The sequence below is a fragment of the Leisingera sp. genome, from assembly GCF_982940295.1.
This window is the reverse complement of record NZ_CEYXRG010000001.1, coordinates 289,824-315,155: the sequence shown is the minus strand read 5'-3', so window position 1 is coordinate 315,155 and position 25,332 is coordinate 289,824. Positions and strand designations below refer to the sequence as shown.

The window sequence follows — 25,332 nt, the reverse complement described above, 5'->3', positions numbered from 1 at the left end:
GGATATGTCCATTCTAAACTAAGTGGTTTAGTTCACATTTCTTGCTTTTCCGGCCTGAATACCGATGTTTCTGGTGCAAACGGGCCACTTGGCTTGGCGTTTGAGCCGGGGTAAGAGGGGCGCGACGCATTCAATACCGGCAAGGGCGCAGGCCCGGGCCGCGCATATCAGGGGCTTTTCATGAGCGATACCGACAGCTTTATCGATGAGGTGACCGAAGAGGTCCGCCGTGACCGGCTTTTCCTGATGCTCAAACGTTATGGCTGGATTGGCGGCGTGGCTGTGGCGCTGATTGTCGGCGGCGCGGCGTTCCGCGAATACACCAAAGCGCAGGAGCGCGCGGCGGCGGAGGATCTGGGCGACCAGATAACGGCGGCGCTGGAGATTGACGGCAGCGAAGACCAGGCTTCGGCACTGGCGGCGGTGACGGCCTCGGGCGCTGGCGGCGCCGCGGTTGCCGCGATGCTGGAAGCGGGCGCGCTGGCCGAAGCGGGCAAAACCGCCGAGGCCGTGGCCCGGCTCGAGGCCGTGGCCGTTGATGGCGAGCTGCCGCTGATCTACCGCCATATCGCCAGCTTCAAGGCGCTGTCGCTGCAGGCGGACACTCTGAGCGTGGCGGACCGCCGCCTGCAGTATGAAGCACTTGCCCAGCCCGGCGCGCCGCTGGCACTGCTGGCGTCCGAACAGCTGGCGCTGCTGGACATCGAGGACGGCAACAGCGAGGCCGCGATTGCCCGGCTGCGGGACATTGCAGCCGATGCCGCAGTAAGCGGAGACTTGAAAGACCGGGCATCTCAGGTGATTGTGGCGCTCGGCGGCTCCCTGGAGGGGGACGCTGCGCCAGAGGGGTAAGGCGTTCCGCGGATGGGAACTTGCGGAAGACTACGGCAGACAGGGCAGGGCAATGACAATAACCAAGACTTTCTCCCGGGCACGGGGTCTTCTGTGCACAACTGCAGCTTTGGCCGTGCTGGCCGCTTGCGGGGAAGAGGAAATCATTCTGCGCGGCGAGCGCGAGGATATCCGGCCCGACGCAGCTGTGGAGGTGGTCAACCAGGCCCGTCCCATTTCGCTGCCCGCGCAAGCCGCCAATCCAGAGTGGGCCCAGGGCCATGGTGCTGAGGCGGGCCGCACCGCGCATCCGGCCCTGTCTGCCGCGCCGCAGCGTATCTGGTCCGCCTCAATCGGTGAGGGCGACAGCCGCCGCCAGCGCATCATTGCGACGCCGGTCGTCGGCGGCGGGCGTATATATACGCTGGACAGCGCCGCGCAGGTTTCTGCGGTCTCGCCGCAGGGCCAAGTCCTGTGGCAGAGCGAACTGATCCCGGCGGTGGATGACGAGGGGCAGGCAACGGGCGGCGGCTTGGCCTATGATAACGGCGTACTGTATATTTCCTCCGGTTTTGGTGTGCTGACCGCTTTGAACGCCGCTGATGGCAGCCTGATCTGGCGTCAGGAATTGGGCGCGACCGGCTCCGGCCAGCCGCGTGTCAGCGGCGGGCTGGTTTATCTGGTTGCAGGTGACGACACCGGCTGGGCGGTGAACACCAAGGACGGGCGGATTGCCTGGCAGATCGAGGCCTCGCCTTCGGCCGCTAATGTCTTGGGCGCGCCGGCGCCTGTGGTCACCAGTGACCTCGCTATCTTTGCCTTTGGCTCCGGCGACCTGATCGCCACCTTCCGCCGCGGCGGCCTGCGCCGCTGGAGCGCGTCGGTGGCTGGCCAGCGCACCGGCCAGACCCTGTCGCGGATCAGCGATGTGACCGGGGCGCCGGTGGTTGCAGGCAAGCGTCTGTACGCAGGCAACAACTCTGGCCGGACCGTGGCCATTGACCTGGACACCGGCGACCGTCTTTGGACCGCGCGCGAAGGCGCCTCTGGCACTGCCTGGCCTGCGGGGGGCAGCCTGTTTCAGGTGAGTGACCTCAATCAGCTGCTGCGCCTGGATGCCGGCACGGGCGAGGTGATCTGGGCGGTGGACCTGCCGGGCTTTGTGAAAGACAAGCCGGGCAAGCGCGGGAAGATCTATGTGCATCACGGCCCCGTGCTGGCGGGCGGACAGATCGTTCTGGCCTCCAATGACGGGCTGCTGCGCTTTTTTAACCCGGTCGACGGCCGCCTGACCCGTACAGCCGATGTGCCCGGCGGTGCCACCACCGCGCCGGTGGTTGCGGGGCGCACGCTGTATGTGGTTTCCTCCAACGGTGAATTGCTGGCGTACCGCTGATCCGTGTTTCCGGGTGGCGGAGGCCGTACGAATACGCTATGAGCCGCGTCTGAATCGCAGAAAGCTGGTCTGATGTCCTTTACCCTCGCCATCGTGGGCCGTCCCAATGTGGGCAAGTCCACCCTGTTCAACCGCCTTGTTGGCAAGAAGCTGGCCCTGGTCGATGACCAGCCGGGCGTTACGCGCGACCTGCGCGAGGGCGAGGCACGGCTGGGGGATCTGCGCTTTACGGTGATCGACACCGCCGGTCTGGAAGACGCCACCGACAACTCGCTGGAGGGCCGCATGCGCCGCCTGACCGAGCGGGCGGTGGATATGGCCGACATCTGCCTGTTCATGATCGACGCCCGCACCGGCGTCACCCCGACCGATGAGATCTTTGCCGACATCCTGCGCCGCAAGTCCGCACATGTGATCCTGGCCGCCAACAAGGCCGAGGGAAACGCCGCCGAGGCGGGCGTGCTGGAGGCCTATGGCCTGGGCCTGGGCGAGCCGCTGCGCCTGTCGGGCGAGCATGGTGAGGGGATGCCGGACCTTTACGGTATTCTGCAGCCGCTGGCGGAAAAGTTCGAGGCCGAGGCCGAAGACCACGCGCCGGTCACCGATGTCGAGGTCTATGAAGAGATCGGCGAGGACGAGGAAGAGGTCATTCCGGTTCCGACCGATGCCAAGCCCTTGCAAGTCGCTGTGGTGGGCCGCCCGAACGCGGGCAAGTCGACGCTGATCAACAAAATCCTGGGCGAGGAGCGGCTGCTGACCGGGCCTGAAGCCGGGATTACCCGCGATGCGATCTCGCTGAAGATCAACTGGAAAGACGTGCCGATGCGGGTGTTCGACACCGCCGGCATGCGCAAGAAGGCCAAGGTGCAGGAGAAGCTGGAGAAGCTCTCTGTCTCCGATGGCCTGCGCGCGGTGAAATTCGCCGAGGTTGTGGTGGTGCTGCTGGATGCCAGCATCCCGTTTGAACAGCAGGACCTTCGGATTGCCGACCTGGCCGAGCGCGAGGGGCGCGCGGTTGTGGTGGCGGTCAACAAATGGGACGCCGAAGAGCACAAGCAGGAAAAGCTGCGCGACCTCAAGGAGGCCTTCGGCCGCCTGCTGCCGCAGCTTCGCGGCGCGCCGCTGGTGACGGTTTCCGCCAAGACCGGCAAGGGGCTGGACCGGCTGCATGAGGCGATCATGCGCGCCTATGGCACCTGGAACCGCCGGGTGCCTACTGCGGCGCTGAACCGCTGGCTGGTTGGCATGCTGGAGCAGCACCCGCCGCCAGCCCCGCAGGGCAAACGGATCAAGCTGCGCTACATGACCCAGGCCAAGAGCCGCCCGCCAGGGTTTGTGGTGATGTGCTCGCATCCCGACAAGCTGCCGGACAGCTATACCCGCTATCTGGTCAACGGGCTGCGCGAGGATTTCGACATGCCCGGCACGCCGATCCGCCTGTATATGCGCGGGCAGGGGGACAAGAACCCCTATAAAGGCAAGCGGGCCAAGAATGCGGGCGCGCTGGCCAAGCACCTGAACAAGCGCGGCAGCTGAACCGCCGGGGCGGGGGCGCTCCCGCCCGGCCTGCGGCATTCGCAGAATACCTTGGCCCGTTGGGCCCGGCGCCGCCCTGACGGGCGGCGTTTTTGCGTCGTGTAAACGGCGCCCTTTCGCCTGTCCCGGCCCGGGGCAGCGGACGGTCTTCCCATTCTGGTGGCGGCTTGCTAACCTTTAGGTTGCGCATCTTGCAATGCGGCAGCCTTGTCTTTGAGGCTGGCGGGATTATCTGAGATTCTACCTTGGACAGCCTGTGTGTTTCGCACGCCTGTCACGAAACGATTTTATGGACGTTTTCATGGATCTGAGGGCACATACGCGAAAGTTCATCGAGAAGGATAACAGGCTGGCCGCGGTCAGCTATTTCGGGACATTTGCGGTTTATTTCCTGTCACTTTACCTGGCCATAGCCCATGCGGACCGCTGGTATGTGCTGATGCCCGCGGGCGTGGTCTTTGCCTTTGCCGCGGTGCGCCTCTATGTGCTGCAGCATGACACCGGGCACCACTCGTTGTTTGAGACCCGCCTGCAGAACGAGATCGCGGGCCATGTGCTGTCGCCCTTCACCTTTGCGCCGTTCGAGGTGATGAAGCAGAACCACAACCTGCACCATTCCAACATCGGCAACCTGGAGCACCGCGAAACCGGTGAGATCCACACGATGACGGTGCGGGAGTGGAAGGCGGCCGGGTTCTGGGAGCGGCTGGGCTACCGGCTTTACCGCAACCCGTTTGTGCTGGTGCCGCTGGGCTCCGCCTTTACCTACTTCATCCGCTACCGCTGGCCCAAGAACACGGTCCGCTTTGGGGCTTGGGGGGTGATTCTGCACAATCTGGTGATCGTGGCGATGCTGGCGCTTCTGTACCGGGTGGCGGGGATGACCGGCATCTGGGTGTGGCTGGCGTTCTCCTTCCTCGGCGGCATGATCGGAGTGTTCCTGGTCTACCTGCAGCATAATTTCGAGGACACCTACTGGGACCGCCGCCCGGACCTGAACCCGCAGGTGGCGGCGCTGCAGGGCTCCTCATGCCTGGATTTCGGATGGTTCTTCGACATGGCAGTGGCGAATATCACCTTGCACGACATCCACCATTACAATGCCCGCATTCCGTCCTACCGGCTGCGCCAGTGCCATTACAGCCTGCCGCCGGAATTGGGGCTGCGCCGGATCAAATTCCCGGAGGCGGTGCGCGCTTTGACGCTAAAGCTTTGGGATGAAGAGAAAAAATGCCTCGTGCCCTTTCCTGCCTAAGCTGTTTCGTGCAAGTCTGACACGATTAAAGGTGCGAGTGATTTGAGAAACCGGCGAAGGGCGCGGACATGACACCAATTCACAAACTGCGCGGGGTTGGGCCGGCGTTGGCCAAGGTGCTGCAGGAAAACGGCATTCAAACCGCCGAAGACCTGGCCGCTGCGAATGAGTCCAGGCTGCGCAGCATACCCGGGATTGGCGCAAACCGTGCGGCGGCGCTGAGAGCGCTTGCAACGGAAGCGGCAGATGCAGAGACGCCGGATGGCCCGGCTGGGTCAGGCGGCGCGCCGGTGAAGGGGGAGCTTGCCGGAAAGGCTGCGGAGCCGCAGGCGCAGATTTCGCAGGAAGAGATGGACAGGAAACTGGCCGAAGCCGAAGCAGCCCGCAAGGCCGCGGAGGACAAGGCGGCCAAGGCCAAGGCCAAAGCCGCAAAGGCCAAGCGCAAGGCTGCAAATCTGGCGGAGGAATTTGCTGCGGCGAAGATCAAGGCCAAGCAAAAGGCCAAGAAGATGAAAGCCAAGGCCAAGAAAGCCATCGAAAAAGAGAAGGCCAAGGCGCAAGCGATTTTGGACGGGAAGACTGCGGAGAAAAAGAAGAAAAAGGCGAAGAAGTAGTGTCAAGCCTTTGAGTGTAAAGAAAAACCGGCGCCGTATGGCGCCGGTTTGTTTTTTTCTGGCTGGGGTTGGATCAGACCAGATCGCCGTCAGCGGTCAGGGTCAGCTTACCGCCCAAATATGGCGCCAGAACTTCCGGCAGCTTGACCGAACCATCTGCCTGCTGGCCGTTTTCCAGCACCGCGATCAGGCAGCGCCCGACGGCCAGGCCGGAGCCGTTCAGCGTATGCACGAACTGCGGCTTGCCGCCGTCGGCAGGCTTGAAGCGCGCGTTCATCCGGCGGGCCTGGAAATCGCCGCAGACCGAGACCGAGGAGATCTCGCGGTAGGTGTTCTGGCCGGGAACCCAGACCTCGATATCGTGGGTCTTGCGGGCGCCAAAGCCCATGTCGCCGGTGCACAGCACAATGGTGCGATAGGGCAGGCCCAGACGCTCCAGAATGTTCTCGGCGCAGCGGGTCATGCGCTCATGCTCCTCGACACTCTTGTCGGGATGGGTGACCGAGACCATCTCGACCTTTTCGAACTGATGCTGGCGCAGCATGCCCGCGGTGTCCTTGCCGGCCGAACCGGCCTCGGAGCGGAAGCACTGGGTGTGCGCCACATAGCGGCGCGGCAGGTAGCCTTCCTCGACCGTCAGGCCGTTGACGATGTTGGTCAGCGTGACCTCAGCCGTCGGAACCAGCCACCAGCCATCGGTGGTCTTGTAGCTGTCCTCGCCGAACTTGGGGAGCTGGCCGGTGCCGTACATCATTTCTTCGCGCACCAGAACCGGGGTCCAGGTCTCGGTCAGGCCGTTCTCGTCAACATGGGTGTTGATCATGAACTGCGCCAGAGCGCGGTGGATGCGGGCGACCGCGCCGGACAGAACAACGAAGCGGCTGCCCGAGAGCTTGGCCGCAACCTCGAAATCCATGCCGGGCTTCACGCCTTCGATTTCGAAATGCTCCTTGGCCTCGAACTCCAGCGCCTTCGGCTCGCCCCAGCGGCGGATTTCGACGTTGTCGTCTTCATCCTCGCCCAGCGGCACATCTTCGAATGCAAGGTTCGGAATGGTGCCGAGCATGTCGGTCAGCTGCTGGTCCAGTTCCTTGGCCTCGGTGTTCATGGCCGCCACTTCGGCCTTCTTCTCGGCCACTAGTGCGCGCAGGCGCTCAAACTCGGCCTCATCGCCGCGGCCCTTGGCAGCGCCGACTTCCTTGGAGGCCTTGTTCTGCTCAGCCTGAGCGGTTTCCGCAGCCAGGATCTTGGCGCGGCGCGCCTCATCCAGCGCCAGGATCTCGGATGACACGCCCGCATCCCCGCGCCGCGCCACAGCGGCGTCGAATGCGGCAGGGTTTTCGCGGATAGCGCGGATGTCATGCATGAGAGTCTCTCCTAGCGTTGAATGATATTTGAATCAGTAGGCCCATCCTATGACGCAAGGGTGAACAAAGGGGAAGGGGGGCGAACGGTCTGCGTGCAGGTTGGGGATTCCGGCCACGGCCCGAGCCACGCAGTCTTCACCGGAAAGGCCCCTTCGACAGGCCGTTGAGGGCAATCCTGCAACGGCGTTTTGCGCTCGCGCTTTTGCGCCGCGTGAGCCTTGCGCTCCATCCACCCAGCGCATAGGTTCCGCTGCAAATTTCCGGCGTGACACCCATGCCGCTTTGACAGAAGGAATATCCCATGGACGGTGGCGCAGTCGCCCAATTTCTCCCGCTTATCCTGATCTTCGCGATCATGTACTTCCTGCTGATCCGCCCGCAGCAGAAGAAGATGAAACAGCATCAGGCGATGGTGGACGGCCTGCGCCGCGGCGATCAGGTGGTGACCCAAGGCGGCGTTATCGGCAAGGTGGCCAAGGTCAAGGAAGACGGCGAGATCGAAGTGGAGATCGCCGAGGGCGTCAAGGTGCGCGTGGTCAAGGCGACCATTGCCCAGGTTCTGAACAAGACCGAGCCGGCAGCCTGATCGCCCTTCGCAACTATCTGAAAAGGCAGGGCAATGCTGCAAATTGATCTCTGGAAGAGGGTGCTGATCTGGCTGGTATGCGCAGCTGGGTTGATGCTTGCCCTGCCAAACGGTTTTTACACCCGCGTCGAACAGGCCAATGACGCGGCCGCCGACATCATCGCCAAGGGCGAGACGCCGGAACGGCTGGAAACGGCAGGCCAGTGGCCGTCCTTCCTGCCGTCGGGGCTGGTGAACCTGGGCCTCGACCTGCGGGGCGGAGCGCATCTGCTGGCCGAGGTGCAGGTTGAAGACGTCTATGAAGCGCGGATGGACGCGCTGTGGCCGGAGGTGCGTGATGCACTGCGGCCCGAGCGCAGCACCGTCGGCACCTTCCGCCGTCAGCCGGGGCCTGCGGATGAGATTCGCCTGAAGCTCTCCAAGCCCGATGGCATGGCCCGCGCGCTGGAAGTGGTGCGCGGCCTGGCCAACCCGATCACCACGCTGACTGGGGTCGGCGCAAATGATATCGAGGTTTCGGCCGAAGGCGATATCCTGGTAGTGCGCCTGAGCGAGGCGGAGAAGGTCGCCTCCGATGACCGCACCGTGCGCCAGGCGCTGGAGATCGTGCGCCGCCGGATCGACGAGGTAGGCACCCGCGAGCCGACCATTCAGCGCCAGGGCGCTGACCGGATCCTTATTCAGGTGCCGGGCATCGGGTCCGCGTCTGAACTCAAGGCGATCATCGGCACCACCGCGCAGCTGACCTTCAATCCGGTTGTGGGCCGCGGCAGCGATCCGGACGCCGCCCCCGGCATCGGCAACAAGGTGATCCCGTCACTGGATGAGCAAGGCGCCTACTACACCATCGAGGCCGCGGCTGTTGTGACCGGCGAAGACCTGGTGGATGCGCAGCCCTCGTTCGACCAGAACGGACGGCCTGCGGTGACTTTCCGCTTCAACACCTCCGGCGCGCGGCGGTTCGGCGACTACACCGCTGAAAACATCGGCTCGCCCTTTGCGATCGTGCTGGATGACGAGGTGGTGTCCGCCCCGGTGATCCAGTCGCACATCCCGGGCGGTTCCGGCATCATCACCGGCAACTTCACCATCGAGGAAAGCACCAACCTTGCGGTTCTTCTGCGCGCAGGCGCGCTGCCTGCCGGGCTGGAGTTCCTGGAAGAGCGCACCATCGGCCCCGAGCTGGGCCAGGACAGCATCGACGCGGGTAAGGTGGCGACTGCCGTGGCCTTCGTTGCTGTGCTTGTCTACATGGTCGGCAGCTACGGAATGTTCGGCATGTTTGCCAACGTGGCGCTGGTGCTGAACATCGCGCTTATCTTTGGCATGCTAAGTCTCATTGGCGGCACCCTGACACTGCCGGGCATTGCCGGTATTGTTCTGACCGTTGGTATGGCAGTGGACGCCAACGTGCTGGTTTTCGAGCGTATCCGCGAAGAGCTTAAGTCCGGCCGCGGCCCGGCCAAGGCCATCGACGAAGGCTACTCCAAGGCGCTGAGCGCCATCCTTGACGCCAACATCACCACCTTCATCACCGCGGTGATCCTGTTCGCGATGGGCTCCGGCCCGGTGCGCGGCTTTGCGATCACCCTGGGGCTGGGCATTATGACCTCGGTATTCACCGCGATCTTTGTCACCCGCCTGATGATCGTCATGTGGTTTGAACGGCGCCGTCCGAAAACGATTGAGGTGTAAGATGCGGCTGAGACTTGTTCCCCAGGAAACCTCTTTCGATTTCTTCAAGCGCGCCAAGCTGTGGCTGGGCATCTCCGCCCTGATGATGGTGGTGGGTTTTGCCTCCTTCATGTGGCAGGGGCTGAACTTCGGCATCGACTTCCGCGGCGGCACCACCATCCGGACCGAGGCCGCCGAGGCCGTGGACGTGGGCGCCTACCGCGATGCGCTGGCAGTGCATGAACTGGGTGACGTGTCGATCACCGAGGTGTTCGACCCGGCCTTTGAGGAGGACCAGCACGTTGCCATGATCCGCATTCAGGCGCAGGACGACGGCGAGGCGATCTCGGGTGAGATGATCGAAACGCTGAAAGCCTCGCTGGAAGGCGTGGCGCCAGGCATCAAGTTTGTGTCGGTCGAATCCGTGGGCCCCAAGGTCTCGGGCGAGCTGATCCAGACCGCGGTGATTGCCGTTGTGCTCGCCATTGCGGCGGTGCTGGTCTACATCTGGCTGCGGTTCGAATGGCAGTTCGCGCTCGGCGCAGTGGCGGCGCTGGTGCATGACGTGGTGCTGACCATCGGCGTCTTCTCGGAGCTTCAGATCAAGTTCGACCTGGCGATCATCGCGGCGCTGCTGACGATCGTTGGCTATTCGCTGAACGATACCGTGGTTGTCTTTGACCGGGTGCGCGAGAACCTGCGACGCTACAAGAAGAAAGACCTGGCCGAGGTTCTGAACATCTCGATCAACGAGACCCTCAGCCGGACGATGATGACCTCTGTCACCACTTTGCTTGCGCTGGTTTCGCTTTATGTGCTGGGCGGAGACGTGATCCGCGGCTTTGTGTTTGCGATGATCTGGGGTGTTCTGGTCGGGACCTATTCGTCCGTGTTCGTTGCCTCCACCATCCTGCTGAAGCTGGGAGTGAAGCGCGATTGGTCGAAGCAGGCGAATACCGTCGGCAACCAGTTCGGCAACATTGATGCTTGAGGCCTTTCAGGCAGCCCTGCAAACGCCGGGGCTGTTCTGGCTGCTGGTCACCATCGGAGCCGCGGGTCTAGTCCGCGGCTTCACTGGTTTTGGCACCGCGATGATCTTTGTCCCCGTCGGGGCGCAGTTCCTGCCGTCGGCGGATGTAGTGTTCCTGATGGTGCTGATGGGGGTGTTTTCCACCATCACCCTGTTCCCGCAGGCCTGGAGCAAGGCCGACCGGGCAGAGGTCGGGGCGTTGTCCATGGCCGCCGCTGTGACCGTGCCTGTTGGTTTGTGGATCATGTCACAGATGGATCCGCTGACCCTGCGCTGGGTTGCGGCCGGGGTGATCGGCGTAACACTGGCCGCCGTGATTTCCGGCTGGCGCTGGCAGGGCAAGCTCGGCTGGCCGGGCCGGTTCGCCATTGGCGGCGCGGCGGGCATCGTTGGCGGCATGACCGGTCTGACGGGACCGGTGATCATCGTCTTCTACCTGGCCAACGTGCGCGACGTGGCGCGGGTGCGGGCCAATACCATCGTGTTCCTGGCGGCGCTGGATGTGGTGATCGCGGTCAACCTTATCTTTGGCGGCATGGCCAGCCTCAAGGCGTTCATTCTGGCCGCGCTGCTGGGTGTGCCTTATTTGATCACCACGCTGACCGGCAAGGCCCTGTTTGATCCCAAACTGGAGAAGCTCTACCGCTTCGCCTCCTATTCCGTGATTGCGCTGGCCGTGTTATCCAGCCTCCCGGTATTTGACTGAAAGGACCCCAGATGCGCCTGAACGAAGTGAGCTATTCCGACGCGCTGCCGGTTGACGGCTATGGTGAAGGGTTCTTCCGGATTGGCGGACAGGTGCACCAGGGGGCGGTGCTGACCTCGGCGGGGGGCACTGCGGCTTGGGGCGGTATGGCCGATGCGCAACCGCTGCTGGCACTGGCCGGAGAGATCGACGTGCTGTTCATCGGCACCGGGCCTGAGATCGCGCATATCCCTGCAGAGCTGCGCGAGGCGCTGGAGGAGGCCGGGCTGGGCGTTGAGATCATGAACTCGCCCGCCGCATGCCGCACCTACAATGTGCTCCTGTCCGAGGGGCGCCGGATTGCCATGGCGGCGCTGCCGGTCTGACTTCCTGATTTTCATTTGACCTGCCGCAAAGCGGGCATTTCGAAAACAGGCTTTTCATGCGCCGGAGCAATGGGATATGCGGGCTTCATGACATTAACTGTGACGGATCTGGGCGTGGCCCGCGGTGGCATCCCGGTGCTGGAGGGGCTGAGCTTTATGCTGGCGCCCGGCAAGGCGCTGATCCTGCGCGGCCCCAACGGCATTGGCAAGACAACGCTGCTGCGGACCGTTGCAGGGCTGCAGCCGCCGCTAAAGGGGCAGGTCGAGGGCGCTGAGGACCAAATCGCCTATGCCGCCCATTCCGACGGGCTGAAGCCGACGCTGACGGTCGCGGAAAACCTGACCTTCTGGGCCAGTGTCTTTGGCCGCAACGGCATTGAACAGGCGTTGGACGGCTTTGATCTGCAAACTCTGCGCGACCGTCAGGCAGGCGCCTTGTCGGCGGGGCAGAAACGCCGCCTGGGCCTCAGCCGGATGCTGGTCACGGGCCGCCCGGTCTGGATCATGGATGAGCCGACTGTGAGCCTCGACAAGACCTCTGTCGCGATGTTTGCAAACGCGGTGCAGGCGCATCTGGGGCAGGGCGGCTCGGCGCTGATTGCCACCCACATCGACTTGGGGCTGGAGGCAGAGGTGCTGGACGTCGGCCCCTACAAGGCCAAGCCGCCTGAGATCGACGATTTTGACGGAGGCTTCCTGTGATTGCGCTTCTCCTGCGGGATCTGAAGCTCGCCTTCCGGGCTGGCGGCGGTTTCGGATTGGGCCTTGCATTCTTTCTGATCGTAACGGTGATGGTGCCGTTCTCCGTCGGCCCGCAGTCAGAGCTGCTGTCCCGGATCGCGCCCGGGGTTCTGTGGCTGGGGGCGCTGCTGGCCTGCCTCTTGTCGCTCGACCGGCTGCTGGCGCTGGATTGGGAAGACGGCTCGCTGGACCTGCTGGCCACTGCGCCGCTGCCCTTGGAAAGCACCGTGACCATCAAGGCGCTGGCGCATTGGATCACCACCGGGCTGCCGCTGGTGATGGCGGCGCCTGTGCTGGGGGTGCTGCTGAACCTGCCGGTTTCCGGGTTTCAGTGGTTGGTGATCTCGCTGCTGCTGGGCACGCCGGCGCTGTCGGTCATCGGCACCTTCGGCGCCGCGCTGACCGTGGGGCTGAAACGCGGCGGCCTGCTGATGTCTTTGCTGGTAATGCCTCTTTACGTGCCGACGCTGATCTTCGGCTCCGAAGTCGCCCGCCGCGGGGCCGAGGGCATGGCGGTGCAAACACCGCTGTTGCTGCTGGCTGGCATTTCTGCCGCCTCCATCGCCCTTCTGCCCTTTGCCAGTGCGGCCGTCCTGCGCGTCAATTTGCGCTAGGATGATTGCCGTGACCAAGAATTGAGAAATCCGGAAGCAGGACCTAAATAGCCACCATGTCGATCTGGGAATACGCCAATCCGAAAAAGTTCCTGGCCACCACCGAAAAGGTGATGCCGGTCTTGTGGGTCAGCTCAGCGGTGCTGATCACCGTGGGGCTGATCTGGGGCTTTTTCTTCACGCCTGATGACTTCCGTCAGGGCTCAACGGTCAAGATCATCTTCCTGCATGTGCCCTCAGCGCTGATGGCGATCAACGCCTGGTTCATGATGCTGGTCACCTCGCTTGTCTGGGTGATCCGCCGCCACCATGTCAGCGCGCTGGCCGCCCGGGCTGCGGCGCCTGTGGGCGTCGTGATGACCGTGATCGCGCTGGTGACCGGGGCGATCTGGGGCCAGCCGATGTGGGGCACGTGGTGGGCCTGGGACCCGCGGCTGACGTCCTTCCTGGTGCTGTTCCTGTTTTACCTCGGCTACATCGCCCTGTGGGAGGCGATCGACAACCCCGACACCGCCGCTGATCTGACTTCGATCCTGTGCCTGGTGGGCTCGGTCTTTGCGGTGCTCAGCCGCTATGCGGTGAACTTCTGGAACCAGGGGCTGCACCAGGGCGCATCGCTGTCGCTGGATGAAAAGGAAAACGTGCATGATGCGTTTTCCAGCCCGCTCTACGTCTGCATGGCAGGATTTGTTCTGCTCTTCATTGCGCTGGTGCTTTACCGCACCGGTACTGAAATCCGCGCCCGCCGTATTAAGGCGTTGATGGCGCGCGAACGGCTGGAGGCCTGATGCCCGATCTTGGAAAATACGCCGATACGGTGCTGTCGGCCTATGCGGCCTCGCTGATCCTGCTGGTGGCGCTGGTGGTGCTGACAATCTGGCGCGGCCGCAAGGTGCGCCGGGAGATGGAAACGCTGGAAACCCGGATGAAACGGAATGGCTAAGATCTCTCCCCTTATGGCGATCCCCGGTCTGGTGTTTGCTGGCTTTGTCGGCCTTGCGCTGGTGGGCATGTTCCGCGAGGACCCCAACAGCCTTCCGTCCGCCCGCGAGGGCCAGCCGGCGCCGCCAGTGGTGCTGGAGGCGTTTCCGGGCAAGGAGATGTTCAGCGACGAAACCCTGCGCGACGGCACGGTGAAACTGGTGAACTACTGGGCCAGCTGGTGCGCGCCCTGCCGGGTGGAGCATCCCAATCTTGAGGCGCTGTCCAAGGAAGGCATCCCGATATTCGGCATCAACTACAAGGACCAGCTGGCCAATGCCGAAGCCTTCCTGGAGGAGCTCGGAGATCCCTACACCGCCATTGGCCGGGACGAAAAGGGCCGGATGGCTATCGACTGGGGCCTGTATGGCGTTCCGGAAACCTATGTGGTGGACGGCGAGGGCAAGATCGTGCTGCGCTTTGCCGGGCCGATTACGCAGCGCGTGATCGAAAGCACCCTGCGCCCGGCCATGAAAAAGGCGGCGGGCCAGTAACCGGGCAGCCAAAGCTGGCCGGGTGCGTTACTCCGCTGTGCCGAGGGTGAAGCTTCTGAAGTCCGGCTCCGATGCCAGCAGCTTGTGGAGCTGTTCGAAGTCCTCCTGCTTGGAGCGCCAGATCAGGTAGTCGCTAAAGGCTTCCGCGTCTTGCCAGCGCTGGAAAATGGCGACCTCGTCCCGGTCCGGGGCAAGCAGGGTGTCGGCTTGTAGGCAACCCGGATAGTCCCGGACTTGCGCCACCATCTGTTTCACCAGAACCGCCAGCCGGGTGTATTGCCCCGGCAAAGGCTGCAGCTGAATAATTACCGCTTCGGTCAAAGAAAGCTCCGCGAGTCAAAGGGGCAACGGTCCTGCCAGCTGCCCGGAAATTTCTGCTGGAGGCGCCGCATATCAGCCGAAAATGCTGAGATCCAGAGCCAGACCGGTCCCCAGCCAGATTCCGTGGTCACGGTGGTCTGCCAGCTCGTCGCCGGTTTCAGGATGCGCAAACACGATCAAACCCTGCCGGTTCAGGGCCAGCCAAGGCAGCAGGCCTGTGAATTGTTCCGGGGTGGCCGCCAGCTGACAGGACCACATTGGGTGCGGGCCGGCGTTTTTTTCATGCATACGGCCCATCTGGACCCCGAACTGATCTGCGGCGTACTGGCAGAGGGTCCGGGCCTGTTCAACGGTGGTTTCGTCAAAATAGATGTGGGCGTGGTAGCCGGTGATGCTGCTGGTCTGTTTCATGGCCTCAAGATTGGCGCCAAGTCCCCGGCAGCTCAATCTGGCGTATGCGAACATCAGATGTGCAGCACGGTCCATCCTGACCGGGTCAGGGGACTGAATAGGTGCGGAAGTCCTGTTCACGTCGCATCGTGGCACTGCGGGCGTCCAGGTCGCCGCGTTCGGCGCGCCAGGTCAGGTACTGCTCAAGGTGTTCATTTGATTCCCAAATGTGGAACACACAGATTTCATGGCGCTCGCGGTTGATACCGGCGTGTGCTTCAATGCACCCCGGGAAGCGCCGGGTCTCGCGTATCATTGCCAGCACCGTTGCAGCGTGGTCGTCGAATGTGTCTGCAGCCGGATAAATAACGGCAACTACGGCTTCTTTCATGCTTTTGTGTCTGGCCCTTCAATGCGATCAGGATGAGAAAAGGTTTATTTAATATTAACGTTTACACGCCAACTGCCTCCGGTACAGCCGATTACGCAACGGGAGATGAAAGCTTTTCCTCGCTCGGCCGGTGCCGCGGCCAGAGACGGCGGGTTTCCTTGCAGACGATTTCAATTTTTTGTTGAATGCCGGGGGATCAGGCTGTTGAGAATTGGAGAGTTTTGAGGCACTGCGTGCGTGTCACGCACAATTGTTGGGAAAGAGTGGAAAGTGGCTGATCTGGCGCGTTTCCTTAAGTCAGGCCTAAGCTTTGCTGCTGCCCTGGGCCTGTTTGCTGCGGCGGCACATGCGAAGCCCGTGCTCACATTCTGCTATGATCACTACCCTCCCTACACCGTAGGGGACGGTGGTATTCCTGAAGGCGGTCTGAAGGTTGAGCTGCTGCAAAAGGTCATGCAGCGGATCGACGGCCTGGAGGCCGTAACCGTGTTGCTTCCGTGGCAGCGGTGCCTGGCTCACGCGAAAACGGGGGAGGCGGACGGAATCCTGCCGCTGTTCAAGTCCCCGGAACGGGAGGCATTCCTGGCCTTCACCGAGGGCACGTTCCAGCAGACCAATACCTTCTGGTACAACAGGGAGCGCTTTCCGGATGGGCTGGACTGGGGCGAAGGATACGCTGGAGTGTCCCGCTTGAGGCTTGGCATGGTGAATGGCAGCGTCATCGACCCTGAAATGGAGGCGGCGTTCAGCTCCCGCAACCGGATCATCAGAGGCAGCGATGTGACGGGGCTGATGCAAATGCTTATGTTCGACCAGTTGGACCTGATCGCAATTGACGACGCCGTGGGGCGTTTTCACGTGCGCCTGAACGGCTGGCAGGACCGGATTGCCGCTGCCGGGACACCCGTTTCCAGCCGCACGTCGCACTTCGGATTGTCCCGCGCCAGCGGCGCCGGGGCCTATCTGGAAGAGTTCGACCGCGTGATCAGGGAACTGAAGGCCGAGGGGGAGATCGGCCGGATCCTGTACAGCCGCAGCTACAGCCATTAGCCGGAATCGGCCGGGCGGCAGGCGGTGCCGCCCTTTCGCAGACTTAGGACACATCAGAAAAGGGCGCCCGGCTGGGCGCCCTTACTGGTCTGGCGGTGACCGGGCTTATTGCTTGGCCAGGTTGCGCAGCACGTAATGCAGCACGCCGCCGTGTTCGATGTATTCGATCTCCGGTGCGGTATCGATACGGCACTTCAGCGTGATGGTTTTTTCCGATCCATCGGCAAAGGTGATATCGCACGGCACTTCCTGCAGCGGCTTGATGCTGTCCAGACCGCGGATCGAGACGGTTTCCTCGCCTGTGAGACCCAGCGTCTTGCGGGTGTCGCCGCCGGTGAACTCAAACGGGATCACGCCCATGCCCACCAGGTTCGAGCGGTGAATGCGCTCGAAGTTCTCGGCGATCACTGCCTTGACACCCAAGAGCGCGGTGCCCTTGGCCGCCCAGTCGCGCGAGGAGCCGGCGCCGTACTGCTCGCCGCCGAACACCACCAGCGGGGTGCCGTTTTCCTGATGCGCCATCGAGGCCTCGTAGATTGAGGTCTGCTCGCCATCGGGGCCTTTGGTATAGCCGCCCTCGACGCCGTCCAGCATTTCGTTCCTGATGCGGATGTTGGCGAAGGTGCCGCGCATCATGATCTCGTGGTTGCCGCGGCGCGAGCCGTAGGAGTTGAACTCACGCGGCTGAACCTGGCGCTCCAGCAAGTACTGGCCTGCGGGCGTGGTGGTGGCAAAGGAGCCCGCGGGCGAGATGTGGTCGGTGGTCACCATGTCGCCCAGGATAGCCAGAACCTTGGCGCCCTCGATATTCTCGATGGTGCCCGGCTCGGGGCCCATGTCCTGGAAGTAGGGCGGATTCTGGATGTAGGTCGAGCTTGCGGGCCAGTCATAGGTCTCCGCGTCGGTGACCTCCACCGCCTGCCACTTCTCGTCGCCCTTGAAGACATCGGCGTATTTCGACTGGAACGCCTCGCGCGTCACGGTCTGCTCGACCAGATCGGCGATTTCCTTCTGGCTCGGCCAGAGGTCCTTGAGGAAGACGTCGTTGCCGTCCTGATCCTGGCCCAGCGGCGCGGTGGTGATGTCGATGTTCATGTCACCGGCCAGCGCATAGGCCACCACCAGCGGCGGAGAGGCGAGGTAGTTGGCGCGCACATCGGGCGAAATGCGGCCCTCGAAGTTACGGTTGCCTGACAGCACCGACACGCCGATCAGGTCGTTGTCATTGATGCATTTGGAGATTTCCTCGGCCAGCGGGCCGGAGTTGCCGATGCAGGTGGTGCAGCCGTAGCCAACCAGGTTGAAGCCGATGGCATCCAGGTGCTCCTGCAGGCCGGCGGCCTCCAGATACTCGGACACCACCTGCGAGCCCGGCGCCAGAGAAGTCTTGACCCAGGGCTTGCGGGTCAGGCCGCGCTCATGCGCCTTCTTTGCCACAAGCCCCGCACCGATCATCACATAGGGGTTCGAGGTGTTGGTGCAGGAGGTGATCGAGGCGATCACGATGGAGCCGTCGTGCAGCTGGTACTTGCCGTCGTCCGTTGTCACAAAGCCGGACTTGTGATGACCCTTGTCGCCGGGGATGTCCTGCGGTTCAGGCTGGCCGCCCTCGGCCTCCCAGCGGCCTTCGGCGCGTTCGCCGGCGTCTTTGGCGCTGCGCTGGCCTTCGACATAGTCGTGGAAGGTTGTCGCCGCCTTGTCGAGCGCGATGTGGTCCTGCGGCCGTTTCGGGCCGGAGATCGCGGGCACGACGGTGCCCATGTCCAGATGCAGCGTGTCGGTGTAGACCGGGTTGTAGCTCTCGTCGCGCCAGAAACCGTTTTCCTTGGCATAGGCCTCGACCAGCGCGATGCGGTCCTTGTCGCGGCCGGTGTTGCGCAGGTAGCGGAGGGTTTCGTCGTCGATCGGGAAAAAGCCGCAGGTGGCGCCGTATTCAGGCGCCATGTTGGCAATGGTCGCGCGGTCCGCCAGCGGCAGCCGGTCCAGGCCGTCGCCGAAGAATTCCACGAACTTGCCGACCACGCCCTTGGCGCGCAGCATCTCCACCACCTTCAGCACCAGGTCGGTGCCGGTGGTGCCTTCGGTCATCTCGCCGGTCAGCTCAAACCCGACCACTTCGGGGATCAGCATGGAAATCGGCTGGCCCAGCATCGCGGCCTCGGCCTCGATGCCGCCAACGCCCCAGCCCAGCACCGCGGCGCCGTTCACCATGGTGGTGTGGCTGTCGGTGCCGACCAGAGTGTCGGGGTAGGCGACTTCCTCGCCGTTCTGGTCGGTGTCGGTCCAGACGGTCTGGGCCAGGTATTCCAGGTTCACCTGGTGGCAGATACCGGTGCCCGGCGGCACCACGCGGAAGTTGTTGAACGCCTTCTGGCCCCACTTCAGGAACTGATAGCGCTCCATGTTGCGCTCATACTCGCGGTCGACGTTCATCTGGAACGCGCGCGGATTGCCGAATTCGTCGATCATCACCGAGTGGTCGATGACCAGATCCACAGGCACCAGCGGGTTGATCTTGGCGGCTGAGCCTTTGAGGCCGACGATGCCGTCGCGCATGGCGGCGAGGTCGACCACGGCGGGAACGCCGGTGAAATCCTGCATCAGCACGCGGGCCGGGCGGTAGGAGATCTCGCGCGGGTTCTTGCCGCCCTTGCCGGCCCATTCGCCAAAGGCCTTGATGTCATCGGTGGAGACTGAAAAGCCGCCATCCTCGAAACGCAGCATGTTTTCCAGCACGACCTTCAAGGCGGCGGGAAGCTTGGAAAAGTCGCCAAATCCTGCTTCGGTGGCAGCGGGAATGGAGTAGTAGGAAATCGTTTTGCCGTTCACGCTGAGTGTGCGGCGTGCGCTGGCATTGTCCTGTCCGACGGTGATAGGCATGTCTGGCCTCCCTCAAGAAATTGAAACTTGGGAATTCGCTGACTGTTACATGCATGAGGAATGTTTGCCATTCAATAGTTCAATCGCCGCAGTGCGTCAATTTGTATGCGATTGTACACAATTTTCGGGTGGCGCCGGTTCAGGACGCCTCAAAAATGATTGATTGGCCTAACTTGCAGCACATCTTTAGACCAGAGGGCTAAGAAACTGAGAAGGCGATTCATGAGAATTCTGGCGTCATTGATAGCGGCACTGGTTCTGGCGCTGCCGGTTCACGGCCAAACCGCAAGGGAACCTGTGGTGGTGGAGCTGTACACGTCGCAGGGCTGTTCGTCCTGCCCGCCGGCGGATGCCCTGCTGCATGAACTGGCAGCCCGCGATGACGTGCTGCCGCTGGCGCTGCATGTGGATTATTGGGATTACATCGGCTGGAAGGACAAGTTCGCCCGGCGGGAGCATACCCGGCGGCAGAAAGGCTATGCCCGTGCTGGCGGGCGCCGGATGATTTACACGCCGCAGATGATCATCATGGGTCAGGAAGATGTGGTCGGCGCCGATGCGATGCAGGTGGAGAGCGCCATCCAGAAGCATCAGAAGCAGCCGCGGCCGGTGTCGCTGAAACTCCGGCGGGACGGCGGGCAGCTGGCGATCCGTCTGCAGCCGGGGGCGCAGATGGCGGAAGCCCGGCTGCTGGTGCAACTGGTGCGCTTTACCCCGGAGCGCACTGTCAGCATCACCCGCGGAGAGTTGGCGGGGAAGACTTTCACCTATGCCAATGTGGTGGAGGACTGGCAGGTGGCGGCAGAGTGGAACGGCGCCGAGGCGCTGGAGCTGACGGTGCCGCTGGGCGGCAGTCAGCCCGCCGCTGTGCTGGTTCAGGAAGCGCCCTTTGGCCGGATCATCGCCGCCGCGCGGGCCGACTGAGCCGTTGTTCGGCAGCGGCTGCTCAGGTTTTCCAGCGGCGGTGGATCCAGAACCACTGGCCGGTGTGCTTGCGCACGATGGATTCCAGGTCAGCCGTAAGCGCCTTGGTCATCGTCAACGGGTCCGAAGCGGGGACTTCGCCGTTCATGATAATTTCGAAATCGAGGCCGTTTTCCTGGCGCACCGCATAGACCGGAATCAGTGCCGCGCCGAATTTAAGCGCGAGTTCCGCCGGAACGGTTGACGTGACAGCAGGCTTGCCGAAAAAGTCGATCGGCTCTCCGCCCTGGGCATAGAGGTCGGTGACAATGGCAGCGATGCCGCCCTTCTTCAGATGCCGCACCAGTTCGACCATGCCGCGCTTGCCCTGTTCAAACATCGGTTCACCGGTGCTCTTCATGGCTGCGACGTAATGCTCGTTGAAGTAGGGGTTCGCCATCCGCCGGTACAGCGCGCCCATCTCGTGGCCGCGGGCGATCAATGCAGCGCGGGCGGCGTCGTAATTACCAAAATGTGCGGTGGCCAGCAGCACCGGCCGTCCGGCTGCGCGGGCTTTTTCAAGCGCTTCCAGTCCCGGGCCGGTGATGGGCGCCGATTTCGCCTTCTCATGGAATGTCTCGCCATCATAAAGCTCGGCAATCATCCGCCCGGCATTATTGCTCACATCCCGATAAAGCTGGTCAGGATCCAGGCCGGAGAGCTCAGGGCTGACCAGTTCCAGATTGTTGCGAACCCGCTTGTCAAAGCCTGCAAGCCGTCCCATGGCGGTGACCAAGCGGCCCATCAACGGCACGCGCAGCCGGTAGGGGATCAGCCCGGCGCCCAGCAGCAGCCCGCGCAGAAACAGGTTGCTGCCAAAATATTTGACATGGCTCCAGGTGGAGAGCTCGGAAGGGTCTACAGGCATGGCTTCTGGATGGCTGCGGCGCGGAAATGCGCCTGGAAGCCCGCATCATAAGCAGGCGCACCGGCGGGCACAAGCATGTCAAAGGCGGCGTCCGCCCTGTCAGCTCAGGGCGGGTGCCGCGGGCGCAGGGCGCGCCGGTTTCCGGACGGGTGGTGTCAGTCTTCGGCGCTGTCGTCCTCGTCGTCGGTTTTCAGTTCAATTTCACCGGCCGCTACCAGGTCGCGCATGGCCGAGATGATCAAGCCAAAGGCGGCCTCGCCATCGCTCCGCTTGACTTTGCCGCGCTCCGCCACTTCCTCGCGGATGTTGTCGGCCATCCGGCTCGACATGTTCTTGAGCAGGAATTCGTTGGTGGCAACATCCTCCTCGTCCGAGGCGAAGGCCATGGCGGTGACCAGGTCCGGCTGAGACAAAACCCGCATCAGCTTGGGCACGTCGACGGGCTGCATCCGCTCGCCGATCAGCGCATAGGTAAAGATCGCCTTGCGCACCTTGATGGCGAATTCCTCGTCCTCTTCGTCCAGCGCGGTCAGAACCTCGTCGCGCTTGGCTGCCGCGGCTTCGGTCAGGATTCCGCCCAGCCGCTGGCCGGGGGTGTCGTCAAAGGCAAGCTCCGGCCGGGCCTCGACCTGGGCGGCCAGCGACAGGCCGATCCGGTCGACGGTTTCAGGTGTCACTTTGGCCGTCTGGCTGACCGCATAGGTGATGCGGCGGGCAGTCGGGCCCGGCAGATGCACCAGCATCTGCGCGGCCTTGGCGGTGTCCAGCTTGGACAGCAGCACAGCGGCGACCTCAGTGCTTTCAGCCTCTGCCAGCGATGCCAGGTCTTCCGGCGGCAGCTGCTTCAGCCGCTGCCAAGGGTCGCCGAACTGGCGCACGCCGGCCTCCTTGCGCAGGCGGCTGTGGGTGTAGCGGCTGATCTTGCCTTCCATCGCGTTCAAGGCACCGGCCAGACCGTTGGGGAAATGCAGGCCGACATTGTCCAGCAGGTCGGCAAATTCTCCCGCCACCGCATTCAAGGTGTCGCGGTCGACAATCCGCATCCTGCCCATCTGCTGGGTCAGTTCCAGCTGCAGGTCATCCGGCAGCTCCTCCAGCGGGATTTCGGCGCCTTCGTTCAGCAGCAGCCGGACGATTATCGCGGCCTTGGCCTTGCCGCTCAGGCCGCTGCTGTTCCCCGCACCCATCGGCGCCGGGGCGGAAAACCCGCCCAGGTCGGGGCCGCCAGTTGCCATTGGAAGCGCCAGCATGTTGTCTTGAGGCATTCTCGCACCCTACCAAAGATTCTTCTCGATCATGGAAGGGCAGGATAAGCCGCAAGCCGTAAAGAAAGGCTGAAGCCTAGTAGCTGTGGGACGCTCCCGTTTCGAGCGCGCTGCGCAGCGATGCTTCGGCCCATGTGCCGTCGCCGCCCCGTGCCTTGATCTCTTTCCACTGTATCAGGGCGGCGCCGAAATTTCCCTGTTCCACAAGGCCTTGTCCCATATACGAACGGGCAAGGATATTATCCGGATCGCGTGCGAGGGCCTGATCGTAATAGTCCTGCGCAAGTTCTGAATTGCCCAGCTTGCGATGGGTGAAACCCCAGTAGGTCAGCACCACGGAATCCTGCTGATCCGCCATCGCGCTAAGCACCGCCTGAGCATCCTCCTGGCGGCCGGCATAGGCCAGCTCGCGGGCAGCGCCCAGCAGCTGCTCCTGGTTCAGTGAGGACTTCCGGGGCCGAACGCAGCGTTTCTTCTGCTCATCCCAGACCCGCTTGCCCTTGCAGGTCTTGGTGGTCTCGGTGGGTTTGGGCGGGTTCCAGTCGTTGCCGCTGGCAGCAAGGGCAGCAACCGGGAGGGTCAGGGCGGCGGCCAAGGCAAGAAATCGCATATCGGAAACTCCAGTCGCAGAATGTTCTGCCCACTCTAACCCCGGAACCCCAGTCTGGATCTGTATTTTTGTTCACAAAGGCGTTTGTCCGGCGGCAGAACGCAAAACGCCCCGCCAGTCCGGCGGGGCGTTGTTAACACCATGCGCGGGCAGGGCTTACTCGCCGAATACGCGCTTGAAGATCGTGTCGACGTGCTTGGTGTGATAGCCCATGTCGAATTTTTCGTTGATCGCTTCTTCACCGAGGGCGGCGACCACATCGGCATCGGCCAGCAGCAGCTCGCGGAAATCAACGCGCTCTTCCCAGACCTTCAGCGCGTTGCGCTGCACCATGGCATAGGCGTCTTCGCGGCTGACACCTGCCTGGGTCAGAGCCAGCAGAACCCGTTGCGACATCACCAGACCCGGGAATTTGTTCATGTTTTCCAGCATGTTTTCCGGGAACACCAGCATCTTGTCGACAACGCCGGCCAGGCGGTTGAGCGCAAAGTCCAGGGTCACAGTGGCGTCCGGGCCAATGCCGCGCTCGACGGAGGAATGCGAAATATCGCGCTCATGCCACAGCGCCACGTTCTCCATCGCCGGGATCACGGCCATGCGCACCAGGCGCGCCAGACCGGTCAGGTTCTCGGTCAGGACCGGGTTTTTCTTGTGCGGCATCGCCGAGGAGCCTTTCTGGCCCATCGAGAAGAATTCCGCGCCTTCCAGCACCTCGGTGCGCTGCATGTGGCGGATTTCCACGGCAATGTTCTCGATCGAGGACGCGATCACGCCCAGGGTGGCAAAGAACATCGCGTGGCGGTCGCGCGGGATCACTTGGGTGGAGATCGGCTCGGGGCGCAGGCCCAGCTGCTCGCAGACGTGCTCTTCAACAGCCGGGTCGATGTTGGCAAAGGTGCCGACCGCGCCGGAGATCGCGCCGGTGGCCACTTCCCAGCGGGCCTTTTCCAGACGGTTCTTGTTACGGTCCATCTCGGCATAGAAACGGGCAAAGGTCAGGCCCATGGTGGTCGGCTCGGCGTGGATGCCATGGCTGCGGCCGACGCGCACGGTGTTCTTGTGCTCCAGCGCGCGTTTCTTCAGCGCGGCCAGCACCTTGTCCATGCCCTCCAGCAGGATGTCGGCAGCGCGCACCAGCTGCACGTTCAGGCAGGTGTCCAGCACGTCAGAAGACGTCATGCCCTGATGCACAAACCGGGCTTCTTCCGAACCCACATGCTCAGCCAGGTGGGTCAGGAAGGCAATCACGTCATGCTTGGTGACGGCTTCAATTTCGTCGATGCGGGCGACGTCGAATTCCACGTCCTTGGCTTTCCACACCGCTTCGGCGTTCTCGCGCGGGATCACGCCCAGATTGGCCATGGCTTCGCAGGCGTGGGCCTCGATCTCGTACCAGATCTTGAACTTGGTCTCGGGCGACCAGATTGCGACCATTTCGGGGCGGGAATAGCGGGGGATCATGGGCGAAAGCACCTTTATGTGATTGTGCAGCAGATGCCCGGCCTCTTAGATCAGGAGAGGCAGGACAGCAAGGCTGGGAGGGTAGCATGAGGCAGATTGCCCTGATGTTTGCGGTATCATTGGCGGTTGCGCCGGTTTGGGCGGCGGAATGGCGGGTGCTGACTGGGGACGAAGTGCAAGCGGCGCTGGAAGGGCGCAGGCTTGTGTATGGCGACGGTGCCTGGCAGGAGTTCAGTGCGTCGGGCCGCACGCTTTATCATGCGGGCCACGACAGCTGGGGCTATTGGGGAGTGCGCGATGGAAAATATTGCTCCAGCTGGCCGCCGTCGGACCTTTGGGCCTGTTATACGCTGGAAAGCGACGGTCAAGCGGTACGGTTTTCCGGCGAGGGCGGAGACATCGCAACGGGGCGCTATGCTGACCCTGAGGGCTGAGCGGGCGCAAGGTCATAATCGCCTCAAGATCGAGCTGCGAGCGGCTGTCTTGAATGGCCGGGCAGGCGCCGGTCAGCTTTCTCGCAAATGCGCCAGCAGCCGGGCATTGCGGCAGTAGGGCGGCGGCGCGTCCAGGTCTGTCACCTCACGTTGCAAACTGCTGCAGCCGTCCTGATTGCTGCAGGTGCTGCAGCGCAGGACTGCGCGCATGTATTTCCGGCCCTGCGCCTGCGGGTCCGCGGCAACGATGTCGCCATAGTCTATGCCCAGACGGCTGGCCATGCCCGGCACCATATCGCCGCTCCGGGCGAGTCTTGCAAAAAGCCCCATGCCTTTCCTCCCGTGCCCGGCCAGTGCCGGACTGGAAACAGCATGGGCGGGACTGCGCGGCGGCACGTTGATTTGGCGCAAACTTCAACGGCAGGCTGGGGCTCCCGCCTGCGCTGCGGCCTTCTGACGAAGGCCTGCCGCAGTTGGGCCCGGCGCCGCGCCTTGCGCGGCGCCGGGCC

At 63.1% G+C, this 25,332-nt stretch carries 28 protein-coding genes; 18 read left to right on the top strand and 10 right to left on the bottom strand.

The features are described from left to right. Window positions 1-180 precede the first annotated feature (180 nt). From AC4HIX_RS01545 to AC4HIX_RS01525, 5 genes are all read left to right on the top strand, one after another. Window positions 181-852, top strand: a complete 672-nt coding sequence (locus tag AC4HIX_RS01545; protein ID WP_490397605.1) for a hypothetical protein — start codon at window positions 181-183, stop codon at window positions 850-852. A 52-nt stretch (window positions 853-904) separates the two neighbouring features. Further along, window positions 905-2,227, top strand: coding sequence for a PQQ-like beta-propeller repeat protein (locus AC4HIX_RS01540; RefSeq protein WP_490397604.1), 1,323 nt, complete (start codon window positions 905-907; stop codon window positions 2,225-2,227). 72 nt (window positions 2,228-2,299) lie between these two features. After that, window positions 2,300-3,763: a ribosome biogenesis GTPase Der gene (der, locus tag AC4HIX_RS01535; protein WP_490397603.1), complete on the top strand. Its 1,464-nt coding sequence runs from the start codon at window positions 2,300-2,302 to the stop codon at window positions 3,761-3,763. A 301-nt stretch (window positions 3,764-4,064) separates the two neighbouring features. Further along, the gene (locus tag AC4HIX_RS01530; RefSeq protein WP_490397602.1) at window positions 4,065-5,018 is read left to right on the top strand and encodes a fatty acid desaturase; all 954 of its coding nucleotides are present in this window, start codon (window positions 4,065-4,067) and stop codon (window positions 5,016-5,018) included. A gap of 68 nt (window positions 5,019-5,086) precedes the next feature. Beyond that, complete coding sequence (locus tag AC4HIX_RS01525) at window positions 5,087-5,632, top strand: helix-hairpin-helix domain-containing protein (protein ID WP_490397601.1); 546 nt, start codon at window positions 5,087-5,089, stop codon at window positions 5,630-5,632. Between the two features lie 73 nt (window positions 5,633-5,705). Here AC4HIX_RS01525 and serS read toward each other — a convergent pair whose 3' ends face one another. Further along, window positions 5,706-6,998: a serine--tRNA ligase gene (serS, locus tag AC4HIX_RS01520; protein WP_490397600.1), complete on the bottom strand. Its 1,293-nt coding sequence runs from the start codon at window positions 6,996-6,998 to the stop codon at window positions 5,706-5,708. A 302-nt stretch (window positions 6,999-7,300) separates the two neighbouring features. On the opposite strand from serS, the gene yajC reads away from it, so the two are divergent. The 10 genes from yajC (at window position 7,301) to AC4HIX_RS01470 (ending at window position 14,190) form a co-directional block, all read left to right on the top strand. Then, complete coding sequence (gene yajC / locus AC4HIX_RS01515) at window positions 7,301-7,585, top strand: preprotein translocase subunit YajC (RefSeq protein ID WP_008556864.1); 285 nt, start codon at window positions 7,301-7,303, stop codon at window positions 7,583-7,585. A 33-nt stretch (window positions 7,586-7,618) separates the two neighbouring features. Then, a complete protein-coding gene (gene secD, locus AC4HIX_RS01510; protein ID WP_490397599.1) occupies window positions 7,619-9,280 on the top strand; it encodes a protein translocase subunit SecD in 1,662 nt (553 codons plus the stop codon). A gap of 1 nt (window position 9,281) precedes the next feature. Next, window positions 9,282-10,250: a protein translocase subunit SecF gene (gene secF, locus AC4HIX_RS01505; RefSeq protein ID WP_490397598.1), complete on the top strand. Its 969-nt coding sequence runs from the start codon at window positions 9,282-9,284 to the stop codon at window positions 10,248-10,250. After that, a complete protein-coding gene (locus tag AC4HIX_RS01500) occupies window positions 10,243-10,995 on the top strand; it encodes a TSUP family transporter (RefSeq protein WP_490397597.1) in 753 nt (250 codons plus the stop codon). Before secF ends, AC4HIX_RS01500 begins: the two co-directional genes overlap by 8 nt. Window positions 10,996-11,006: 11 nt before the next feature. Next, entirely contained in the window at window positions 11,007-11,360 is a 354-nt protein-coding gene (locus AC4HIX_RS01495) for an Mth938-like domain-containing protein (protein ID WP_490397596.1), read from the top strand. A gap of 87 nt (window positions 11,361-11,447) precedes the next feature. Next, complete coding sequence (gene ccmA / locus AC4HIX_RS01490; protein WP_490397595.1) at window positions 11,448-12,062, top strand: heme ABC exporter ATP-binding protein CcmA; 615 nt, start codon at window positions 11,448-11,450, stop codon at window positions 12,060-12,062. Next, window positions 12,059-12,715 carry a heme exporter protein CcmB gene (gene ccmB, locus AC4HIX_RS01485; RefSeq protein ID WP_490397594.1) on the top strand — a complete coding sequence of 219 codons (657 nt, stop codon included), beginning with the start codon at window positions 12,059-12,061 and terminating at the stop codon, window positions 12,713-12,715. Before ccmA ends, ccmB begins: the two co-directional genes overlap by 4 nt. Window positions 12,716-12,771: 56 nt before the next feature. Further along, window positions 12,772-13,503 carry a heme ABC transporter permease gene (locus AC4HIX_RS01480; RefSeq protein WP_490397593.1) on the top strand — a complete coding sequence of 244 codons (732 nt, stop codon included), beginning with the start codon at window positions 12,772-12,774 and terminating at the stop codon, window positions 13,501-13,503. Then, a complete protein-coding gene (gene ccmD / locus AC4HIX_RS01475) occupies window positions 13,503-13,658 on the top strand; it encodes a heme exporter protein CcmD (RefSeq protein ID WP_490397592.1) in 156 nt (51 codons plus the stop codon). The genes AC4HIX_RS01480 and ccmD overlap by 1 nt, the downstream gene beginning before the upstream one ends. Beyond that, window positions 13,651-14,190, top strand: a complete 540-nt coding sequence (locus tag AC4HIX_RS01470) for a DsbE family thiol:disulfide interchange protein (RefSeq protein WP_490397591.1) — start codon at window positions 13,651-13,653, stop codon at window positions 14,188-14,190. The genes ccmD and AC4HIX_RS01470 overlap by 8 nt, the downstream gene beginning before the upstream one ends. 27 nt (window positions 14,191-14,217) lie before the next feature. On the opposite strand, the gene AC4HIX_RS01465 is transcribed toward AC4HIX_RS01470, so the two are convergent. From AC4HIX_RS01465 to AC4HIX_RS01455, 3 genes are all read right to left on the bottom strand, one after another. Beyond that, window positions 14,218-14,511 (bottom strand): putative quinol monooxygenase, encoded by a 294-nt coding sequence (locus AC4HIX_RS01465; protein ID WP_490397590.1) that lies wholly within the window; start codon window positions 14,509-14,511, stop codon window positions 14,218-14,220. A gap of 72 nt (window positions 14,512-14,583) precedes the next feature. Then, window positions 14,584-14,922 (bottom strand): DOPA 4,5-dioxygenase family protein, encoded by a 339-nt coding sequence (locus tag AC4HIX_RS01460; protein WP_490397589.1) that lies wholly within the window; start codon window positions 14,920-14,922, stop codon window positions 14,584-14,586. 85 nt (window positions 14,923-15,007) lie between these two features. Next, window positions 15,008-15,292 (bottom strand): antibiotic biosynthesis monooxygenase, encoded by a 285-nt coding sequence (locus AC4HIX_RS01455; RefSeq protein WP_490397588.1) that lies wholly within the window; start codon window positions 15,290-15,292, stop codon window positions 15,008-15,010. Window positions 15,293-15,562: 270 nt separating this feature from the next. Here AC4HIX_RS01455 and AC4HIX_RS01450 point away from each other — a divergent pair, with 270 nt between their 5' ends. Beyond that, window positions 15,563-16,342 carry a substrate-binding periplasmic protein gene (locus AC4HIX_RS01450; protein ID WP_490397587.1) on the top strand — a complete coding sequence of 260 codons (780 nt, stop codon included), beginning with the start codon at window positions 15,563-15,565 and terminating at the stop codon, window positions 16,340-16,342. Between the two features lie 105 nt (window positions 16,343-16,447). Here the strand turns inward: AC4HIX_RS01450 and acnA are convergent, their stop codons facing one another. Next, the gene (acnA, locus tag AC4HIX_RS01445; RefSeq protein ID WP_490397586.1) at window positions 16,448-19,222 is read right to left on the bottom strand and encodes an aconitate hydratase AcnA; all 2,775 of its coding nucleotides are present in this window, start codon (window positions 19,220-19,222) and stop codon (window positions 16,448-16,450) included. A 222-nt stretch (window positions 19,223-19,444) separates the two neighbouring features. Between acnA and AC4HIX_RS01440 the strand changes: the two genes are divergently transcribed. Beyond that, entirely contained in the window at window positions 19,445-20,146 is a 702-nt protein-coding gene (locus tag AC4HIX_RS01440) for a DUF1223 domain-containing protein (RefSeq protein ID WP_490397585.1), read from the top strand. Between the two features lie 22 nt (window positions 20,147-20,168). Here AC4HIX_RS01440 and AC4HIX_RS01435 read toward each other — a convergent pair whose 3' ends face one another. From AC4HIX_RS01435 to purB, 4 genes are all read right to left on the bottom strand, one after another. Beyond that, a complete protein-coding gene (locus tag AC4HIX_RS01435) occupies window positions 20,169-21,053 on the bottom strand; it encodes a lysophospholipid acyltransferase family protein (protein WP_490397584.1) in 885 nt (294 codons plus the stop codon). Window positions 21,054-21,208: 155 nt separating this feature from the next. Further along, complete coding sequence (locus AC4HIX_RS01430; RefSeq protein ID WP_490397583.1) at window positions 21,209-22,318, bottom strand: flagellar motor switch protein FliG; 1,110 nt, start codon at window positions 22,316-22,318, stop codon at window positions 21,209-21,211. 76 nt (window positions 22,319-22,394) lie between these two features. Next, window positions 22,395-22,928, bottom strand: coding sequence for a tetratricopeptide repeat protein (locus AC4HIX_RS01425; RefSeq protein WP_475051667.1), 534 nt, complete (start codon window positions 22,926-22,928; stop codon window positions 22,395-22,397). Between the two features lie 156 nt (window positions 22,929-23,084). Beyond that, on the bottom strand, window positions 23,085-24,389 hold the full coding sequence (purB, locus tag AC4HIX_RS01420; protein WP_490397582.1) for an adenylosuccinate lyase: 1,305 nt from the start codon (window positions 24,387-24,389) through the stop codon (window positions 23,085-23,087). A gap of 86 nt (window positions 24,390-24,475) precedes the next feature. Here purB and AC4HIX_RS01415 point away from each other — a divergent pair, with 86 nt between their 5' ends. Next, the gene (locus AC4HIX_RS01415; RefSeq protein ID WP_490397581.1) at window positions 24,476-24,823 is read left to right on the top strand and encodes a hypothetical protein; all 348 of its coding nucleotides are present in this window, start codon (window positions 24,476-24,478) and stop codon (window positions 24,821-24,823) included. Window positions 24,824-24,895: 72 nt separating this feature from the next. On the opposite strand, the gene AC4HIX_RS01410 is transcribed toward AC4HIX_RS01415, so the two are convergent. Beyond that, window positions 24,896-25,153 (bottom strand): DUF6455 family protein, encoded by a 258-nt coding sequence (locus AC4HIX_RS01410; protein ID WP_490397580.1) that lies wholly within the window; start codon window positions 25,151-25,153, stop codon window positions 24,896-24,898. Between the last annotated feature and the right edge of the window lie 179 nt (window positions 25,154-25,332).

What these genes read in the sequence shown, in the direction of transcription:
- AC4HIX_RS01545 (WP_490397605.1), top strand. Translation starts at nt 181, where the DNA reads ATGAGCGATACCGACAGCTTTATCGATGAGGTGACCGAAGAGGTCCGC.
- AC4HIX_RS01540 (WP_490397604.1), top strand. Translation starts at nt 905, where the DNA reads ATGACAATAACCAAGACTTTCTCCCGGGCACGGGGTCTTCTGTGCACA.
- der (WP_490397603.1), top strand. Translation starts at nt 2,300, where the DNA reads ATGTCCTTTACCCTCGCCATCGTGGGCCGTCCCAATGTGGGCAAGTCC.
- AC4HIX_RS01530 (WP_490397602.1), top strand. Translation starts at nt 4,065, where the DNA reads ATGGATCTGAGGGCACATACGCGAAAGTTCATCGAGAAGGATAACAGG.
- AC4HIX_RS01525 (WP_490397601.1), top strand. Translation starts at nt 5,087, where the DNA reads ATGACACCAATTCACAAACTGCGCGGGGTTGGGCCGGCGTTGGCCAAG.
- serS (WP_490397600.1), bottom strand. Translation starts at nt 6,998, where the DNA reads ATGCATGACATCCGCGCTATCCGCGAAAACCCTGCCGCATTCGACGCC.
- yajC (WP_008556864.1), top strand. Translation starts at nt 7,301, where the DNA reads ATGGACGGTGGCGCAGTCGCCCAATTTCTCCCGCTTATCCTGATCTTC.
- secD (WP_490397599.1), top strand. Translation starts at nt 7,619, where the DNA reads ATGCTGCAAATTGATCTCTGGAAGAGGGTGCTGATCTGGCTGGTATGC.
- secF (WP_490397598.1), top strand. Translation starts at nt 9,282, where the DNA reads ATGCGGCTGAGACTTGTTCCCCAGGAAACCTCTTTCGATTTCTTCAAG.
- AC4HIX_RS01500 (WP_490397597.1), top strand. Translation starts at nt 10,243, where the DNA reads ATGCTTGAGGCCTTTCAGGCAGCCCTGCAAACGCCGGGGCTGTTCTGG.
- AC4HIX_RS01495 (WP_490397596.1), top strand. Translation starts at nt 11,007, where the DNA reads ATGCGCCTGAACGAAGTGAGCTATTCCGACGCGCTGCCGGTTGACGGC.
- ccmA (WP_490397595.1), top strand. Translation starts at nt 11,448, where the DNA reads ATGACATTAACTGTGACGGATCTGGGCGTGGCCCGCGGTGGCATCCCG.
- AC4HIX_RS01480 (WP_490397593.1), top strand. Translation starts at nt 12,772, where the DNA reads ATGTCGATCTGGGAATACGCCAATCCGAAAAAGTTCCTGGCCACCACC.
- ccmD (WP_490397592.1), top strand. Translation starts at nt 13,503, where the DNA reads ATGCCCGATCTTGGAAAATACGCCGATACGGTGCTGTCGGCCTATGCG.
- AC4HIX_RS01470 (WP_490397591.1), top strand. Translation starts at nt 13,651, where the DNA reads ATGGCTAAGATCTCTCCCCTTATGGCGATCCCCGGTCTGGTGTTTGCT.
- AC4HIX_RS01460 (WP_490397589.1), bottom strand. Translation starts at nt 14,922, where the DNA reads ATGAAACAGACCAGCAGCATCACCGGCTACCACGCCCACATCTATTTT.
- AC4HIX_RS01455 (WP_490397588.1), bottom strand. Translation starts at nt 15,292, where the DNA reads ATGAAAGAAGCCGTAGTTGCCGTTATTTATCCGGCTGCAGACACATTC.
- acnA (WP_490397586.1), bottom strand. Translation starts at nt 19,222, where the DNA reads ATGCCTATCACCGTCGGACAGGACAATGCCAGCGCACGCCGCACACTC.
- AC4HIX_RS01440 (WP_490397585.1), top strand. Translation starts at nt 19,445, where the DNA reads ATGAGAATTCTGGCGTCATTGATAGCGGCACTGGTTCTGGCGCTGCCG.
- AC4HIX_RS01435 (WP_490397584.1), bottom strand. Translation starts at nt 21,053, where the DNA reads ATGCCTGTAGACCCTTCCGAGCTCTCCACCTGGAGCCATGTCAAATAT.
- AC4HIX_RS01430 (WP_490397583.1), bottom strand. Translation starts at nt 22,318, where the DNA reads ATGCCTCAAGACAACATGCTGGCGCTTCCAATGGCAACTGGCGGCCCC.
- AC4HIX_RS01425 (WP_475051667.1), bottom strand. Translation starts at nt 22,928, where the DNA reads ATGCGATTTCTTGCCTTGGCCGCCGCCCTGACCCTCCCGGTTGCTGCC.
- purB (WP_490397582.1), bottom strand. Translation starts at nt 24,389, where the DNA reads ATGATCCCCCGCTATTCCCGCCCCGAAATGGTCGCAATCTGGTCGCCC.
- AC4HIX_RS01415 (WP_490397581.1), top strand. Translation starts at nt 24,476, where the DNA reads ATGAGGCAGATTGCCCTGATGTTTGCGGTATCATTGGCGGTTGCGCCG.
- AC4HIX_RS01410 (WP_490397580.1), bottom strand. Translation starts at nt 25,153, where the DNA reads ATGGGGCTTTTTGCAAGACTCGCCCGGAGCGGCGATATGGTGCCGGGC.